Source organism: Parachitinimonas caeni (assembly GCF_030129945.1).
GTDB lineage: Bacteria > Pseudomonadota > Gammaproteobacteria > Burkholderiales > Chitinimonadaceae > Parachitinimonas > Parachitinimonas caeni.
On the sequence record NZ_JARRAF010000005.1, the window covers coordinates 130,215 to 147,306 of the forward strand.

Here is a 17,092-nt window from a genome sequence, read left to right on the forward strand (position 1 = left end):
ATGATCAAACATCTAGTCTGGATCGGATTGTTACTAGGCCTCACTGGCTGCGAACGTCTCAATGACATCGCCAATCAGGCCAAAGCCAACGGCAAGGCCGTTGGCGCGGCCTGCCGTCATAGCGGCAGGGCGTTGGAGGATTGCTATCGGCGCAATCCCCGCATCGCCAAGGCTGACATCTATGCAGGCTGGAAAGAGATGAACGAGTACATGCTGACCAAGAAGATCGAAGTCGTGCCGCCGCCAGAAGATCCCGAGCCTATCAAGAAGGCCAAGAAATCTGTGCCGACGGTCGAGATCGGCGGTGGTGAGACAGCTGGCGCAGACAAGCCCTCGGGCGAGCCGGACAAAGCCAAAGCACACGGCGCCGCTGAATAGCAGAACAGCAGTTGGATCATTGCACTATGCAGCGTAGAGTCCCGGTCGTATCTGGGCTACGCTGTTCCCTATCAAACCAAAGCGATGGAGGGCCGCATCAGCGGCATGCGTATGGCAGCATCTCTTAAGCAGATCCCCCTGTTTTCCGGTCTCTCAGATGAAGAGTTTGCCAAGATCGAGGCATCCTCAAGTACCAAGACATACAACAAGGGCACCATCATCATCAACGAAGGCGACTCAGGCACTTCGATGTATATGCTGCTGTCCGGTCGGGTCAAAGTGTTTGTGTCCGATCAGCATGGCAAAGAATACATCCTGGCCGTACTGGGACCAGGCGAGTACGTTGGCGAGCTAGCCTTGCTGGACGATGAGCCGCGTACTGCCTCGGTAGAAACAGAAGAGCAATCAACCTTTCTGGTAATCCAGAAAGACGATTTCCTGAAGTTGGTGGCAGCGCATTCTGACTTGCAGTTCAAGTTGATGCTGAACCTGGTTGGGCGGGTTCGCAGTCTGACCGAAGCCGTCAAAAACCTCGCTTTGCGTGATGTTTATGGACGTGTTCGCCTGCTGCTCGAAGACATCGCAGTGAATCGCGATGGTGTTGTGATCGTTGAGGAGCCTTTGACCCAACAAGCGATTGCCGACCGCGTCGGCTCCTCACGCGAGATGGTGGCGCGGATCATGAAAGAGTTGGTATATGGCGGCTATGTGAGAATCGAGAACAAACGCCTCATCATTCTCAACAAATTGCCAGAAAATTTCTAAGCATCTGGCAAGGGGCTAAGTCGCCCCCTGACGCAAAAAAGCAACATGACAAACAGCCGGTTTTGATACCGGCTGTTTGTTTATGGGCCTAACAATCCAAGCGGGCATCAGCCTGCAATGAATCACTGGCAGTAATCAGCCCCTCACACCTCAATAACCTCGAAGTCGTGAGTGATTTCTGCCGTCTTACCGAGCATGATCGACGCAGAGCAGTATTTTTCCGCAGACAGCTGAATGGCCCTCTCTACGGCCTCGTGCTTGAGTCCACGACCGCTGACGCGAAAGTGGAAATGAATCCGGGTAAAAACCTTGGGTTCGGTGTCGGCACGATCTGCGGCGACCGCCACTTCGCAATCCGACACGTTATGCCTGCCCTTCTTCAGGATGTGGACGACATCAAAGGCCGTACAACCTGCGGTACCCATCAATACCATTTCCATCGGTCTGAGGCCGAGATTCCGGCCTCCGCTGTCGGGTGGGCCATCCATCAAAACGGCATGGCCGCTCTCACTCATCCCCAGAAAACTGGCTTCTTCTATCCACTTGACTCTTGTTTTCATGCTGACTGATCTCTTGATTGAAAAGTGCAAAAATTGCGGCAATGCGACATTTGCGGCATGGCCTTCGTCATTCTCATGTGGAGTGTAATGGCAAAATTTCTAGAGTTATTCACCTATTTTTGCAAAGGTCTTTTGTTTGCTTGTTGGATTTTATACTGCGCCGCACAAAAAATTGCTTGCAATCTTTGCAGTGCAACGGCATAATTGGTTCTGCATTAGGGCATTGCACGCAATGTGAGTGCTTTGATGTTGTCTCCTCCATCCTCCTTCTTTGGTGGAATTCTGCGCAACCCCAAAATCGGTTGCGCTTTTTTTTGCCTGTTCCACACAAATTCGAGTGATCTGCAGGATGATTCTGGGCGGTAAGAACGAATCGACCAAAGGCGTTTGACACCGGCTTGCCGATTCCCATAGAATTACCGACTTTCCGAAAATTGAACAACTGGAAGAGCAGTCATGAAAACCTTTTCTGCCAAGCCGCATGAGGTCAAGCGCGACTGGTACGTGATCGACGCGTCCGATAAAGTTCTGGGCCGTCTCGCTGCCGAAGTTGCTCGCCGCCTGCGTGGTAAGCACAAGCCTGAATACACCCCTCACGTTGATACCGGTGATTTCATCGTTATCGTTAACGCAGGCAAGCTGCGTGTGACGGGTGATAAAGCACAAAGCAAGAAGTACTTCCGCCACTCGGGTTACCCCGGCGGTATCTACGAGCGTACTTTCAACGAAATGCAGCAGAAGTTTCCTGAGCGCCTGATCGAAAAGGCTGTAAAGGGCATGTTGCCGAAGGGCCCGCTTGGTTATGCGATGCTCAAGAAGCTCAAGGTTTACGCGAGCTCCGAGCACCCGCACTCGGCTCAGCAGCCTAAAGTTCTGGATATCTGAGGATAATTATCATGGTAGGCAAGTACTACTACGGCACTGGCCGTCGCAAGAGCGCCGTTGCTCGTGTGTTTTTGGCCAAGGGCAGTGGCAAGATCACTGTTAATGGCAAGCCTGTTGACGAGTTTTTCTCTCGTGAAACTGGTCGTATGATTTGTCGTCAGCCTCTGCTGATCACCGACAACCTTGAGTCGTTCGACATCCTTGTCAACGTAACAGGTGGTGGTGAATCTGGCCAAGCTGGTGCAGTTCGTCATGGCATTACCCGTGCTTTGATCGACTACGATACTGGTCTAAAGCCAACTCTGTCGCACGCTGGTTTTGTTACACGTGATGCCCGTGAAGTTGAGCGTAAAAAGGTTGGTCTGCACAAGGCCCGCCGTCGCAAGCAGTTCTCGAAGCGTTAATTACACGTCTTTCAGACTGCCTTCCCGGAAAGCCGCCACAGCTATGTGGCGGCTTTTTGTTTATGTGCTGCCGATGAGTCGGCTATTATTTGCTGTTGGCTGTGCAGGAGAGAGCAAAATGATAAAGGTGGGAATTGTTGGTGGTACTGGCTATACGGGCGTCGAGTTGATTCGCCTGCTGTTGGGGCATGGTGGTGTTGAGCTGACTGCGGTTACTTCGCGCAAAGAGGCTGGTATGCCGGTTGCGGAAATGTTTCCCAGTCTGCGCGGGTTTGTTGATCTCGCATTTTCCGATCCGGAGTCTTCCGATTTGAACCGATGCGATTTGGTGTTTTTTGCAACGCCAAATGGTATTGCCATGCAACAGGCAAGGTCGTTACTCGACGCGGGTGTCCGCGTTATTGATCTTGCAGCAGATTTCCGCATCTCTGATGTGCAGGAATGGGAAAAATGGTACGGCATGAGCCATGCCAGTCCCGAGCTGGTTGCTCAGGCCGTATATGGACTGCCTGAGGTGAATGCGGAGGCTATACGGTCCGCGCGTTTGGTGGCGAATCCAGGTTGTTATCCTACCGCTGTTCAGCTTGGATTCCTGCCGCTGATCAAGGCTGGGGTGATTGAGCTGGATAGCCTGATTGCCGATTGCAAGTCTGGCGTTTCTGGTGCGGGGCGCAAGGCTGAAGTACATACCTTATTCCCTGAAGCGGGTGATAACTTCAAAGCCTATGGGGTGAGCGGGCATCGGCACTTACCCGAAATACGCCAAGGCCTGTCTCGGGTCGCGGGACAGTCTGTTGGTTTGACCTTCGTACCGCATCTCACGCCTTTGATCCGTGGTATTCACGCGACGCTCTATGCGCGCCTGAAGTCGGATGTTGATCTGCAAGGGTTGTATGAGCAGCACTACAAAGAGGCGGCCTGCGTAGATGTTCTGCCCAAGGGGTCTCATCCTGAAACACGATCTGTGCGCGGTGCAAACGTCTGCCGCATGGCAGTCCATCGGCCTCAGGCAGGAGATACCGTAGTTGTGCTCTCGGTGATTGATAATCTGGTCAAGGGTGCTGCGGGCCAAGCTATTCAGAATATGAATCTGATGTTTGGGCTGCCAGAGTCCCAAGGGTTGCGCCAAGTGCCGTTGTTGCCTTGAGTAAGTCATTGATGCGCCGGTTGTCTCGCCGTGGTAATCCACTGTCAACTGCCAGGTTGACAGTGAAGACCCATATCAGCTGGCCTTTACGCATTGTATTTGCGCTCGGTTGTGCTTTGGGTCTGTTTGCAATTGGCTACTTTCTGTATGAATTTGGTCGGCAGAAGGGGACTGAAGAGGTGCTGGCTGATCAGCGACTTCGTTCCATCCAGTCTGAGAATGAATTGCTACGGCGTGAGCTGGTTGACCAGAAGGGACGCCAGGCGGGTCAGGCGCAGACGTTGAAAGTCGAATTGACTACACGAGAAAGCCTCATTGACCAGTTACGCCAGTCGCAGTCAGAAAATGCCAAGTTACGGGAGGAGGTGGCGTTTTATGAAACACTCCTCACCAAGACTGATCGTTCTCCAGCGCTGAGCATTGAGTCTTTCCGTGCTGAGCCACAGGGCAGTGGCTATCGTATTCGTCTTTTGTTGCTGCAGGGGCAGAGTAGTCCGGAGCCATTCAAGGGAGAAGTGGAATTCAAGCTTGTCGCCAAGGGTAATGGTCAGGCGCATGCAACGCTCTGGCCAGTCGGGCATCGCTTGCCGCTTGATGTCAGGCGTTTTGCCAGGATTGAGCAGGAAATTCCGGCCTTGCGGTTACAGCAGGTGGAAGTTCGAATCTATGCTGCCGGAGATAGCAAAGTCCGGCTTTCCCGTACTTTCGATGTGAAAGGGTGATCGTGTTTGGTAGCAAAAAGCAGAAGGCATCAACGCGAATTGACAGCTTGATTGGTGTGGAAGCGAAAATACAAGGCAACATCATGTTCGCAGGTGGCTTGCGGGTAGATGGCGAAATCGTTGGTGATGTCAGTGCTAACGATGACAAGCAGAGCACATTGGTGGTCAGTGAGAAGGCAAAGATCAGTGGTTCAATTCAGGTTGGCCATCTTGTTTTAAATGGGATGGTTGAAGGACCCATACATGCGACCCAATATCTGGAATTGCAGTCCAAGTGCAAGGTAGTGGGGGATGTCTTTTACGCCACGCTGGAAATGCACCCTGGTGCAATTGTCGATGGCAAGTTGATCCACCTGAATGGTGCCAACGGTGCGGCGGCAACGATGATTGACCCGCCCAAGCCTGCGGCGGATAATTTATAAATAAATTGCGTGATCAAATACTTGATTGGAGTTTGCCATGAATGCGGCTACTGAAATTCCTGTACCGTTTGTGTTTACCGATAATGCTGCTGCCAAGGTCAAATCCTTGATCGAGGAGGAAGGCAATCCAGATCTGAAACTGCGCGTGTTTGTGACGGGCGGTGGCTGTTCCGGCTTTCAGTACGGTTTTACTTTCGATGAAATCGTCAATGACGATGACAGTGCCTACGAGCGTAACGGTGTTACCCTGCTGATTGATCCTATGAGCTACCAGTACCTGGTGGGTGCCGAGATTGATTACAGCGAGAGCATCGAGGGCTCGCAGTTTGTGATCAAGAATCCCAACGCAACATCGACCTGTGGTTGCGGTTCTTCGTTCTCAGTTTGATTGGAGAGCGTGATTGACCCGATAGCGGCAGGCTACTGGGCAAAAAAGGCAGTCGTCCCCATGTGGGATGGCTGCCTTTTGTTTTTTGCGGATGCGAGCTGTATCGGGCGCATCCGCAAGGTCTATGCTGAAACCGGTAGACCATTCCAATGAACTTGGCGGGCATGAATATGAGTAGCCATCAAGGAGTTGTGCAGGATGTTTGAAACGGCAGAACTTGGTCACAAGCTGGATAAGGCGATCTATCGGCAAGAAGAGCCCGGCCTGAGGCAGGCCTTGCTTGAAGCTCAGTATGAGCTGAAGCAGCGTAGCGAGTTTGCCGTGGTCATTCTTATCAATGGTGTGGATGGGGCGGGTAAAGGCGAAACGGTGAATCTGCTCAATGAGTGGATGGATCCTCGGTTGATTCAAACCCACGCTTTTGGGGCACCTTCGGATGAGGAGTCTGACCGTCCGCGCATGTGGCGCTATTGGCGTGCCCTGCCGCCGAAGGGGCGTGTGGGAATCCTGTTTGGCTCCTGGTACAGCGAGCCGATTCTGCAAAGAGTATCGGGTGACATCAAAGCGGCTCGATTCGAGCAGGAAAACGAAGAGATCGTGCGCTTTGAGAAGATGCTGGTGCATGAAGGGGTTCTGCTCTTCAAGTTCTGGTTTCATCTGGCGAAGGATCGGCAAAAAAAGCGGTTGAAAGAGTTGGAGAAGGACCCGCGCACCCGCTGGCGGGTGACGGATGCTGATTGGGAACACTTCAAACACTATGATGAGTTTCGCGAAGTCAGCGAGAAGAGCCTGCTTAAAACCAGCAGCGCCGAGGCGCCGTGGGTGGTGATTGATGGCGAAGATACCTGCTACCGCAGCCTGACCGTGGGCCGGCTGCTTTTGGCCGGGATACGCAAGCGCCTGGATCAGCCGGATAGCCGGGTGATGGCGATAGAAGCCGCCCCGTTGCTGCCGCCACTGGACAAGCTCTACTTGCTTGATCGCCTGACCCTGAATCAAACCATGGAGAAAGCCGATTACGAGCGTGAGCTGGAAGCGTGGCAGGGAAAACTGAATACGCTGTCTCGTCATCCGGCATTTACCAAGCGAAGCGTCGTTGCCGTGTTTGAGGGGCATGATGCGGCAGGCAAAGGCGGGGCAATCAGACGTCTGACGGCCGCCCTTGATGCCCGGCAGTATCAGGTGGTACCCATTGCCGCGCCGACAGAAGAAGAGCGGGCACAGCCTTATTTGTGGCGCTTCTGGCGGCATTTGCCCCGCCGTGGCCGCCTGACGATTTTTGATCGCTCATGGTATGGGCGCGTTCTGGTAGAGCGGGTTGAGGGATTTTGCGCCGAGGCTGACTGGATGCGGGCTTATGCGGAAATCAATGATTTCGAGCGTGAGATGGTTGAAAACGGTGTGATTGTCGTGAAGTTCTGGCTGGCAATAGATCAGGACGAGCAACTCAAGCGATTCAACGAGCGTGAGCAAATTGAGTTCAAGCGCTTCAAGATCACTGAGGAGGATTGGCGCAATCGGGAAAAATGGGGGCAGTACGCGGTTGCTGTGCACGATATGGTCGATAGAACCAGTACCTCGATAGCTCCCTGGACTTTGGTGGAAGCCAATAACAAGTTGTATGCCCGAATCAAGATCCTCAAGACCCTATGCAAGGCGATAGAGTCTGCCTTGGCCGCCCCCAAAGGCGAGCGTAACGGTTAGGTGTTCTGAAGGCATTGCATATTGAGCATCCATCGCAAAGTGGCCTTCAGTTGTGGCGTAAATGTTTACACGGGTATCCTCGCGATGCCCGTAGTCAGGGCTCCAAGGTTTTCCTGTTTTTGATTTAACTGAACACGGCGAAATCAGTCATGCCGGATAAGAGGGAATAGATGCAACAAGTATTGGAACAAGCCGCGCTGGATCAATTATTCAACCACGCCCGCACCAACAGCCATTGGCTGCCAAGAGAAGTGTCTGATGAAACTTTGCAAGCGGTATACAACCTCGCCCGTATGGGCCCGACCAGCGCCAACAGCAGCCCGGCGCGCTTTGTTTTTGTGAAGTCTGCAGAAGCCAAGGCCAAATTGAAGCCTGCGCTGGATGCCGGCAACATCGAGAAGACGATGGCAGCCCCTGTGACAGTCATTGTTGGCATGGACTACGCGTTTTATGAGCAGATGTCCAAGCTATTCCACGACCCGAGTGCGCGGTCCTGGTTTGAAGGCAAAGAGCTGGTGATTCATAACACCGCATTCCGGAACAGCTCGCTGCAAGGCGCTTATCTGCTGATGGCGGCGCGGGCCATGGGGCTCGATTGCGGCCCGATGTCCGGTTTCAACGGCCAGCTGGTCGATGAAACCTTCTTCGCAGGTACTCAGATCAAATCGAATTTCCTGATTAACCTGGGCTATGGTGATCCGGCCAAATTGCATCCCCGCAATCCTCGGCTGGCCTTCGAGGAAGCGTGCAGCCTTCTGTAAGAGGGATCGGCAATGGGAAACATGCTGTTCGGGATCGACAAGCAGAAGAAAACCGAGACATGGGACGTGTGGAAAGAGCTGGATGACCTGCGGCAAGGTCATAAAGAGCTAACCCACATCTTTGCCCGTGTTGGCTTATCGATTGAAATTGCCCAGATGTCGAATAGCTTGCGCCTTGATTTGCAGCGCCGCCCTCCGGCGGCGCCGCTGATGACTGGTGAGCGTGACAAGGATGCGCAGCTGGTTGAAGAGCATAAAAGGCTGTTCCAGAGCCATTACGAAGAGATTTTTTTTAAGATTGACAGCTTTCTGCATATGCCGTGGCTGAATGAAGCGGCGCCTATGGCGGCAGAAGTTAGAGCAGAGCTGGAGGCCCAGCGTCGCTTTCTGGCCAAGCAACCGCTGACGCCACCGATTCTGGACCGGCTGGATGAGCTGATCGTGCGCTATTCCAGTCTGGAGGCAATGTCGGATCGGATCGACAAAGGCCCGATTGAAGAGCGGCGGCAGCTATTGATTGATGTATTGGGCTTTCCCCTGACCGTCAAACGTCAGCTGGCTCATCCGGAATGGGATCTGATGCCCCCGCTGGCGAGTGATGGCTATCAGCAGATGCTGTCGTCCAAGATGGCGACTTACCGCCAGACTGACTGGCTGCACAACCGGCTATACGATAAATGGTTTGTAGCCCTGGAGTTTGACGCGATCTGGGCACGCCTGAAGCGCGATGCTAATGATCGGCAGCGGATTATTGGGCAGCTCAAACTTAATTGGCCCAAGCTGGGCAATTGGGTGCCAGAGTTTCCTCATGCCGATCTTGTCTGGTATCTGCTGCTGGTACTTTCTACCGTGGTTGCGCTGTTTGTAGAGTGGTGGTGGACGGCAGCGGGCTTGCTGGTTTGGCTGCAATTGTCGGTGATTGTCGAAAAGCACCATGCGCAGCTCGTCAATAAACGTCGTCAGGCATTGCTGTTGGAATGTGGACGATTCAAACGCCTACGCGACCAGATTGCCACCGGAAAATATGACCCAACCTGGGCGCTACGGCAGATCAAGCAATTCAATTTCCGCCACTATGTTTCTGATCAATGCATGTCCATGCTGCAGGCGCAGTCCATGCACGGTGGGAAGCACTAGGTTCTGTTGACGCGTTGTTTTCCGGTATCCCCTCGTGGGGACTTCGGGGTTCGCCGGCTAGGGGCCTGCTGCCGCGTTGGCTGCCAGGCTATTGGCTTGCATCGCAAGCCTTACCGCCTGTGCGCCCAGACGGAAAACTGCGTGGCTTGCCACTAAGCGGCGCGCATTTCTCGCTGCGCAGAGGCATACTTCAAACACCCGCCCGGCACGACCAGACTTCACCCTATCCAATCCAACCCAGCCCCCTGGTTTGGAACTTGCCACTGCGAGGCGGCCCGCTAGTTTGTGGGGAGCCTGTGCGGCGCCCCATCGACAAACATCAGAATTTCCCCGGTTCGCATCGCCGTCCAAACTTCGTTGTCCGTTAAAGGTTGGGTGGCAATAACGGCTACCCGATCATCGGGTGTTGTTACCTCGCTGAAATCGATCGAGACATCTTCATCAACCAGATGAGCAACCGTGAAGGGCGCCTGCCGCACCAAATAGTGCAGATGGGTAGCGCAGTGCGCAAACAGGCACTCGCCGTTACTCAGCATGAAGTTGAACACACCCCGTTCGGCCAATTGCGCTGCGAGATCGGCAATATAAGGAAAGAGCTCGTCACGGTGAGGCCGGTCTTCAAAGCGTTGCGCCAGCTGATCCAGCATCCAGCAGAAAGCATGTTCGCTATCCGTCGTGCCAACCGGCTGGAATCGTTTTCCAGTCAGATTGGGTAAGGTTTTCAGATCGCCATTGTGGGCAAAAATCCAGTATTGCCCCCACAACTCGCGCCGGAAAGGGTGGGTGTTTGCCAGCCCGATTTCCCCCTGTGTCGCCTTGCGGATATGTGCGATTACATTCGTTGACTTGATCGGGTACTGCCGGACAAAAGCGGCGATTGGCGATGTTGCCGATGGCTGATAGTCCAGAAACAGGCGGCAGCCTCGGCCTTCAAAAAAGGCAATCCCCCAGCCATCGCTATGATGATCGGTCAGGCCGCCGCGGCAGCTGAATCCTTCAAATGAAAAGCAGATGTCGGTAGGAACATTGCAGTTCATGCCCAGTAATTGGCACATGGGTGTTTCCTCAAAATGGGGCCGTGTTATCGGCACATCCGGCTACAACTTAAACTTTTTCAAGCGTATGATAATCAAACGCTTATTGCGTGCCTGGCAGAATCCGGCTAGCGGTTTACCGGTCTTTTTCTACGTCAGGCGTAATGCAATTTCATGCCCGAATCCACGCGGTACCGGATGGTGACAAGGTGGAAGGCCGCTATGAATATTGATAGCTTGAGACGTGCGATCAGTCTTGACGACGTATCGTCGCCAGTTACGGCGGTGAGTGCGTCGGCACGTACCGCATCGTCTCGCCCACTTGGCATTGCGCCAGATTATCTGCAGGCTTCTGTTTCGTCACGCGTACAGATCTCCGATCAGGGCCGGTTGCGCGCCGCATTGGCTGATTTTCAGACCGCTGTGGGCGAGTTCTCCAGCGCGGATCGCATTGCTCCCATCATTGCCGAGTCGGATAACACCCGGGTATCTGCGACGGTTGAAAGTAGTGAGGGCTTGCCCAAGTCGCTCGAAGTCAATGTGTCACAGCTGGCGCAGTCGCAGCAATTGCAGAGTACCGACTTTGCAGATCGCGATGCTTCACTGGTGGGAACAGGTACCTTAACGCTGGAGTTTGGTCGATATAACCCCAGTGGTAATACTTTCAATCAAGGATTTTCTCCAACCCGTACCGTCAAGATAGAGGTCAACGACGGCACGGTTGCCGGTATTGCGAAGACCGTTAATCTCGCCAATACCGGCATTTCTGCACAAGTTCAGGTCGAGAATGGCCGATTTCGTCTGAGTTTTACCACCGCTTCCGGGGCTGAACAGTCTGTGCAGATAGCCGTCGATGATTCGGACGGTAGTAATCGGGATGATGCTACCGGCCTGTCCCGACTCTCTTTCATTCCCTCCGAGCAACCGGCAACCGGGCGCAATCAGACCGAGGTGACAACGGCGCAGGATGCCTTGTTAACCGTGAACGGCGCGCCGGTGATCAGCAGCGAAAATACGGTGCGTAATGCCATACCGAATGTCAGTCTTGATCTGAAAGAGGCAGGGCTTGCAACCATTACGTTCCGCCGGGATGTCGATGCAGCAGTGCGCAACCTGCAGTCGTTGGCAACGGCCTATAACGACTTCCGTGGCAGTGCGGCATCATCAGCGACCCGGCAATCAACGGATGTGACCGGAAAGCTGGCAGCGACATTGCGTAGCACTCAGCTAGAGAATACCGATACGACGCTAACGCTTGCCGATGTCGGGTTGGAACTGTCGGATGAGGGCGAGTTGGTGGTTAACGAAGCTAGCGTGCGTGCGGTATTTCAGTCTCGTCCGGAAGATGCCGTCACGCTGATTGCCAGTGCAGCCCAGCAACTCTCCGATACGGCGCGGAACGAGCTGGGTGCTTTGCCGGAAATCAAGGACACGCGGGTTGCGGCGGGAGATGGTGGCGAGAACCCGTTTGTTGCCAATGCAAGATTGCAACAGCTGCAATCGGTGTTGAATGGCCAGCCGACCTTGCTGGCCGCGTCGTTGAGTACGCGCAATCTGTATGGACTAGCGCAGTATCTGGCGATTGCCCAGCTATGAAAAATAAAATGACTTGAAATAATCTGCAGATCAGTCAGGTCAGTATGAGATAGGTCTGGGCGTAAAAAAGCCGTTTACCCAGCAAGGTAAACGGCTTTTTTACGCCCTCGTCATTTCTGCTAAAGCAGGGGGAGATTACTGCTTGCCACCCAACAACGCACGTTTCAATGTCGGGTCTGCGGGGCGTTCGCCGAGCCAGATTTTCAAAATTGAATTGTAAAAAGCTTGCTCAGGCAGATCCACATTCACCGGCTTGTTGTTGATCTGAACCAAAGTTGCATGGCCGTTCCAGTCCACGGTGATGGTGTCTTTTTCCTTCAGCTTTCGTACTGAGCCGAAGATTTTGCCGATTTCCAGCATCTGGTTAAAAAACTTCAGCTTTTCATCGTTGGATGTGTTGTTGTTGATACCGTCAATCAGGCCTTGGCTCATGGTGTCGGCATTTACTTCGCGCAACATGGTCAGCACGACACGTTTGGGGCCGGGTAATGCCAGCACTTCTTCTGTGCTGGTTTTTTTATCTCCGGCATAAATGGCCGCTACATATACTTTAAAAAAACCTTTATAGCGAATACCTGCACCATTTAATTTAAGCTCGGTATTGCCGATTTTGGTGCTTTCATCAACATTGATGCCAGATACTTCCAAAGCAGCGCTGGCACTGCTAATGGCAAAAACGCTGCCAGTAATAATCGCGGCTTTTTTGAGGATGTTTACGATATTCATATTTAATGTCAGCTCCGAAATATTTGAAATGGCACATGAGGGGATTGCCACGCTCATGCTGATGCGGCGTCTTCTTGTCGCGGCAGCGAGTATCAGCCTGCATCACTCTGGCCACTGGTCATGCGATACGCTTCAGAAAATACTGTAACTCTCTGAAAACGAACATTTTGCCGGCCATAAGCAAACGCTAATGCTATTTCACCACAGCTTTGAAAGACATGCTAGTTCTAGCAAGCAGCAGCTTGAATATATATGTATTTTCCTGAGGTTGGTGCGAATGTTTTTAAACTGAGCATTCAGTAAGTAAATGGGCTGTTGTCAGTGAGGTGTCAGTTATTTGTAAGTTGATAGGCAAATATCCCGTAAATGCAAATGGAATAAATGATTGAATGCGGTAATGGAGGGAAACTTAATCAAGCGTAATCGCTAAAAAGCGCGATTGGGTAGAGGTGGCGACATTGATGTGATGGGTTGTCTCGCCGGAGACATCCGAATCAGGAAGCCGTGCATGCCACCTGACGTTCCATAGTGCGGAAGCTGTCAGATGGCAGGGGGATTTCGGTTGTAACGGTGGGGGGCTGGTGGAACCCAACACCTAGGCAATGGCAGGCAGAGTGGCCAGATCCCAGCGCGGGCGCACGGTGTAGCCGCCCGCGGCCTGGGCTTGTGTCAGTCGCAAGGAGCCGGCAAAGGCAATCATGGCGCCGTTATCGGTGCACAAGTCCAGAGGCGGGTAATACACCTTGAAATGCCGGCGTTTGGCGCTCTGGTCGAGTGCAGCGCGTAGTTGCCGGTTTGCCCCTACACCTCCCGCAACCACTAGTTGATCCATGCCGGTTTCTTTCAGGGCTTTCTGACATTTACTGACCAGCACTTCAACCATGGCAGCCTGAAAGGCGGCGCAGATGTCGGCCCGGGTGGCGTCGTCGAGTGGTGCTTGTTTGTTGGCCAGGGTTAAAACGGCCGTTTTAAGGCCGGCGAAGCTGAAGTCCAGATCGCCGGAATGTAGCATCGGGCGGGGCAGGGTAAAGCGCTTGGCATCGCCCTTGTCTGCCAGCTTCGAGAGTGCCGGGCCACCAGGATAGCCAAGGCCCAGCAGCTTGGCGGTCTTGTCGAAAGCTTCGCCTGCAGCATCATCGAGCGTTTCACCGAGCATGCGGTATTGACCGACCCCTTCGACGGCCATCAGTTGGCTGTGTCCGCCAGAGACCAGCAATGCCACAAACGGGAAGGCAGGGGCGGGATTTGCCAGCATAGGCGAGAGCAAATGCCCTTCCAGATGGTGAACAGCAATAACCGGCTTATCGAGCGCAAAGCCCAGTGCCTGGGCAACCGATGCGCCAACCAGCAGGGCACCGGCCAGCCCGGGGCCTTCGGTGTAGGCGATGGCATCAAGGTCGGCTAGGGTCTTGCCTGCCTCCTTGAGGCATTGCCGGGTCAGCGGCAGTACCCGTCGGATATGGTCACGCGAGGCCAGTTCGGGCACGACGCCACCATACTCGGCGTGCATGGCGATCTGGCTGTGGATGTGGTGGGCGAGTAGCCCGGCTTCGCTGTCATACAGGGCGATGCCAGTCTCGTCGCAGGAGGATTCAATACCTAGTGTCAACATAGAGTGTGGTTCTAACAGGCCATGCCTGCAGTAATTCAATGAGTGCTGCCGATTGCCAGCAGATTGCGGGCGACCGAAAGCTCTTCTGGCGTTGGTGTGTGGTAGCGCTGCCAGCTGGCACGCAGTGGGCCGCCCATTTTCTGTTCAAGCGCCGTTTGGCGTTTCTCCAGGCTGGCGGGATACCAGAAACTCTCTAACCCTGACACCCCCAGCCGCTTTAAGTCGGCCGGGTGTGGCAGCCATACCTCGAAGGCGCGTATCGGTGTGCTTTGCAGCTGGCCCTGTCGGGCCTGCCAGCGCCCGTCGCTGGCCTGAACCAGATTTTCCCGCCGGGAACGCAAGAGTGGGCCGCCAGTGACCAGCGCAGAGAAACGGATGAGCGCCAGATTTACCCCATGCTTCTGGTAGAACGAGCGCTCGGTCTGCATGGCCGAGAGCAAGGCCAGCCGTAGCCGATGGTCCCAGGCTTCCCGTGCCGGCTGAGCCCGGCACATGGCTAAAGTCGGGCCACGCTGGAGGCGTTCCACCTCCTGTGCCAGTGCCACATCATCGCAGACCTCTTCGCAATCATACTGGTTGACCCCACCATGCCAACCGACAAAGGAGTCGGGCTCGACTGTCTTGTGACGGGCGGCAATAAACAGATAGTTGGCGCAGGCTGAAAGGCACAACCCGCGCACGGTCAAATCCAGCTGGTGTTGCTGGATGATGTCGCCGATTGCCATGGCGGTAACGAGGTCGCCGCCGGGCGTATCGACCACCACCCGCCGGATGCCCGGCTGGGTGGCTGCTTGTCGAAACAGCAGATCGTCCCCCCGGCTGATCTCGCCGCTGAGCATGATCTGACCGGGCTCCAGGCTTATATGGGCAGCCCAGGCGGATTGCGACAGCAACAAGACCAGAAGCAGCCGGCGCAAGTGCATGCTTAGCCGGCCTTCCGGACCAGCAAGCCCTTGAGGTAGTCGCTTTCCGGGAAGTTCAACGCGATCGGGTGGTCGATGTCTGCGGTAAAGCGGCCGACGATGCTGGCATCGGCGTGCGCATCCAGTGCAGCACCTGCGACGATTTTCTGGAACAGGTCGGCGCTCATGCCACCTGAACAGGTAAAGGTGGCGAGGTAGCCACCCGGTCGCAACAGCTTGAAGCCGTAGAGGTTGATGTCCTTATAGGCACGAGCGGCGCGCTCAACATGCTGTGCGGTCGGGGCAAACTTCGGCGGGTCCAGCACGATCAGATCAAAGCTGCGCCCGGCATCGCGCAGTTTGCGCAGATGCTGGAACACGTCGGCTTCCAGCCATTCTGCGCGATCTGCCGGTAGTTGGTTGAGTTCGAGGTTGGCGCGTGCGGTATCGAGTGCTTCGGCTGAAGAGTCGATTGACAAGACCGACTTGGCGCCGCCACGCAACGCGGCCAACGAGAAGCCACCGCTGTAGCAGAAGCAGTTGAGTACATCGCGGCCTGCGGCCAGTTCGCCTACGCGGCGGCGGTTGTCGCGCTGATCAAGATAAAAGCCGGTCTTCTGGCCTTCCGCCACGTCAACACGATAGCGCAGCCCGTGTTCGATGATTTCAACACTGCCGGGCAGACTGCCAGCCAGCAGGCCGGTGCGTTGTTCCAAGCCTTCCAGTGCCCGCACATCGGCATCTGAGCGCTCATAGATCGCTGCAGCGCCGGTCAGCTCCTGCAGCAGCGGAATCAGCGTGCCGCGCCAGGCTTCGACACCCGATGCCAGCATCTGTACTACCAGTACATCGCCGTAACGGTCCACGACCAGACCCGGCAGGCCATCTGATTCCGCGTGGATCAGACGAGCCGCATTGCCGGCCTGTGCCAGTGATGCGCGTGCCGACAGAGCGGCCTGCAAACGACGGCGGAAAAAGTCAGCGTCGATACGGTCGTTTTCATCAAAACTCCATACCCGCACCCGAATCTGCGACTCCGGACTGTAGGCGCCCCAGCCAAGAAAGCGGCCATCCTGGGCGACGATACGGACGGTTGCACCCGGAAACGGCTCACCTTCAACTTTGGCAATGCCACCCGAGAACAACCATGGGTGGCGTGCCAGCAGCGATTTTTCGCGGCCGGCTTTCACTACAAGACGTACTGTCATTTCAACTCCAATTCAATATCTCCGGTCTCGGCGGCCGCCTCTTTGATCAGGCTGACCACATCGTCAAACCATTTGCCAAGACGCTTGCGTGCATCACGCGAGTCATGCCAGACGATCTCGATCGGTGGCTCGACCAGACCGGTGAGGGCGTCATAGAGGGCATCCAGGTTGTGGCCGAAGCCATCTCCCAGATCCAGTTGCTGACAAAACTGGTTATAGAAATCGGCGGCGGATTTTACCGACACCAATTCGCAACGGCTTACCGACATGCTGCTATCTCCTCGAAGTGGCTGTAATGGTCAACCGTCACAAAGCGACGGCCATTGGCACGGGGTTCGAACAGCAGGCGCTTGGCACCACGCCGACCTCCTTTGTAGTCCAGGTCTGCTTCACGCCAGTCGCCCCGAGGCAGGGCGCGTTCCCGGTTGCCGAAACGGTCGCCACCGATGCTTTTGCCGTCCAGACCCGGAACCTGCCACAGGTCCCGCCCTGGCTTCCAGCCGGCAGCGTTGGCATCCCGCTTGGTCATGAAGCGTTCAGGTAACCGGCCATCGCGATTGAGAACTGTCAGCGTCGCGGCCAGCTCCGCCGCATCCAGCTTGGGGGTGAGGCGGCTGTTCAGTTGGTCGGCCACCTGCCTGCAGTCCGCCGCATGGGCAGCTGCGGCAAGCAGGCTCAGGGTAATTAAGAGTGTCTTCATAATGAATGTGAGTAGGTCAAACCTTGCGCGTTAAGCATTGG

20 protein-coding genes are annotated in these 17,092 nt (G+C 54.8%); 12 read left to right on the top strand and 8 right to left on the bottom strand.

The genetic code is table 11. From position 1 onward, the window contains the following. Both PZA18_RS05985 and PZA18_RS05990 read left to right on the top strand, forming a co-directional pair. On the top strand, positions 1–378 hold the full coding sequence (locus tag PZA18_RS05985; protein WP_284099896.1) for a hypothetical protein: 378 nt from the start codon (positions 1–3) through the stop codon (positions 376–378). Between the two features lie 111 nt (positions 379–489). Next, on the top strand, positions 490–1,143 hold the full coding sequence (locus PZA18_RS05990) for a Crp/Fnr family transcriptional regulator (protein WP_284099897.1): 654 nt from the start codon (positions 490–492) through the stop codon (positions 1,141–1,143). A 143-nt stretch (positions 1,144–1,286) separates the two neighbouring features. On the opposite strand, the gene PZA18_RS05995 is transcribed toward PZA18_RS05990, so the two are convergent. Next, a complete protein-coding gene (locus tag PZA18_RS05995) occupies positions 1,287–1,703 on the bottom strand; it encodes an OsmC family protein (protein ID WP_284099898.1) in 417 nt (138 codons plus the stop codon). Between the two features lie 456 nt (positions 1,704–2,159). On the opposite strand from PZA18_RS05995, the gene rplM reads away from it, so the two are divergent. The 9 genes from rplM to PZA18_RS06040 all read left to right on the top strand — a co-directional run bounded on the left by rplM (position 2,160) and on the right by PZA18_RS06040 (position 9,273). Further along, the gene (rplM, locus tag PZA18_RS06000) at positions 2,160–2,588 is read left to right on the top strand and encodes a 50S ribosomal protein L13 (protein WP_284099899.1); all 429 of its coding nucleotides are present in this window, start codon (positions 2,160–2,162) and stop codon (positions 2,586–2,588) included. An 11-nt stretch (positions 2,589–2,599) separates the two neighbouring features. After that, entirely contained in the window at positions 2,600–2,992 is a 393-nt protein-coding gene (gene rpsI / locus PZA18_RS06005) for a 30S ribosomal protein S9 (protein WP_284099900.1), read from the top strand. Positions 2,993–3,110: 118 nt separating this feature from the next. Beyond that, positions 3,111–4,139: an N-acetyl-gamma-glutamyl-phosphate reductase gene (gene argC / locus PZA18_RS06010; RefSeq protein WP_284100022.1), complete on the top strand. Its 1,029-nt coding sequence runs from the start codon at positions 3,111–3,113 to the stop codon at positions 4,137–4,139. A gap of 62 nt (positions 4,140–4,201) precedes the next feature. Then, entirely contained in the window at positions 4,202–4,861 is a 660-nt protein-coding gene (locus PZA18_RS06015; protein WP_284099901.1) for a DUF6776 family protein, read from the top strand. Between the two features lie 2 nt (positions 4,862–4,863). Further along, complete coding sequence (locus PZA18_RS06020; protein WP_308447334.1) at positions 4,864–5,283, top strand: bactofilin family protein; 420 nt, start codon at positions 4,864–4,866, stop codon at positions 5,281–5,283. 37 nt (positions 5,284–5,320) lie between these two features. Further along, positions 5,321–5,671, top strand: a complete 351-nt coding sequence (gene erpA, locus PZA18_RS06025; protein ID WP_284099902.1) for an iron-sulfur cluster insertion protein ErpA — start codon at positions 5,321–5,323, stop codon at positions 5,669–5,671. Between the two features lie 198 nt (positions 5,672–5,869). Next, the gene (pap, locus tag PZA18_RS06030; RefSeq protein WP_284099903.1) at positions 5,870–7,375 is read left to right on the top strand and encodes a polyphosphate:AMP phosphotransferase; all 1,506 of its coding nucleotides are present in this window, start codon (positions 5,870–5,872) and stop codon (positions 7,373–7,375) included. A 170-nt stretch (positions 7,376–7,545) separates the two neighbouring features. Further along, a complete protein-coding gene (locus PZA18_RS06035) occupies positions 7,546–8,136 on the top strand; it encodes a malonic semialdehyde reductase (RefSeq protein ID WP_284099904.1) in 591 nt (196 codons plus the stop codon). A gap of 12 nt (positions 8,137–8,148) precedes the next feature. Next, a complete protein-coding gene (locus PZA18_RS06040) occupies positions 8,149–9,273 on the top strand; it encodes a hypothetical protein (RefSeq protein WP_284099905.1) in 1,125 nt (374 codons plus the stop codon). Between the two features lie 278 nt (positions 9,274–9,551). On the opposite strand, the gene PZA18_RS06045 is transcribed toward PZA18_RS06040, so the two are convergent. Beyond that, positions 9,552–10,328 carry a class II glutamine amidotransferase gene (locus PZA18_RS06045; protein WP_284099906.1) on the bottom strand — a complete coding sequence of 259 codons (777 nt, stop codon included), beginning with the start codon at positions 10,326–10,328 and terminating at the stop codon, positions 9,552–9,554. 201 nt (positions 10,329–10,529) lie between these two features. On the opposite strand from PZA18_RS06045, the gene fliD reads away from it, so the two are divergent. Next, on the top strand, positions 10,530–11,903 hold the full coding sequence (gene fliD / locus PZA18_RS06050; protein WP_284099907.1) for a flagellar filament capping protein FliD: 1,374 nt from the start codon (positions 10,530–10,532) through the stop codon (positions 11,901–11,903). Positions 11,904–12,038: 135 nt separating this feature from the next. On the opposite strand, the gene PZA18_RS06055 is transcribed toward fliD, so the two are convergent. The 6 genes from PZA18_RS06055 to PZA18_RS06080 form a co-directional block, all read right to left on the bottom strand. After that, positions 12,039–12,629 carry a chalcone isomerase family protein gene (locus tag PZA18_RS06055; RefSeq protein WP_284099908.1) on the bottom strand — a complete coding sequence of 197 codons (591 nt, stop codon included), beginning with the start codon at positions 12,627–12,629 and terminating at the stop codon, positions 12,039–12,041. A 595-nt stretch (positions 12,630–13,224) separates the two neighbouring features. Further along, the gene (tsaD, locus tag PZA18_RS06060; protein WP_284099909.1) at positions 13,225–14,241 is read right to left on the bottom strand and encodes a tRNA (adenosine(37)-N6)-threonylcarbamoyltransferase complex transferase subunit TsaD; all 1,017 of its coding nucleotides are present in this window, start codon (positions 14,239–14,241) and stop codon (positions 13,225–13,227) included. Between the two features lie 35 nt (positions 14,242–14,276). Beyond that, the gene (locus PZA18_RS06065; protein WP_284099910.1) at positions 14,277–15,164 is read right to left on the bottom strand and encodes a hypothetical protein; all 888 of its coding nucleotides are present in this window, start codon (positions 15,162–15,164) and stop codon (positions 14,277–14,279) included. Between the two features lie 2 nt (positions 15,165–15,166). Then, entirely contained in the window at positions 15,167–16,351 is a 1,185-nt protein-coding gene (locus PZA18_RS06070) for a class I SAM-dependent rRNA methyltransferase (protein ID WP_284099911.1), read from the bottom strand. Continuing rightward, positions 16,348–16,620 carry a barstar family protein gene (locus tag PZA18_RS06075; protein WP_284099913.1) on the bottom strand — a complete coding sequence of 91 codons (273 nt, stop codon included), beginning with the start codon at positions 16,618–16,620 and terminating at the stop codon, positions 16,348–16,350. The genes PZA18_RS06070 and PZA18_RS06075 overlap by 4 nt, the downstream gene beginning before the upstream one ends. Then, entirely contained in the window at positions 16,611–17,051 is a 441-nt protein-coding gene (locus PZA18_RS06080; RefSeq protein ID WP_284099914.1) for a ribonuclease domain-containing protein, read from the bottom strand. The genes PZA18_RS06075 and PZA18_RS06080 overlap by 10 nt, the downstream gene beginning before the upstream one ends. Positions 17,052–17,092: the final 41 nt, after the last annotated feature.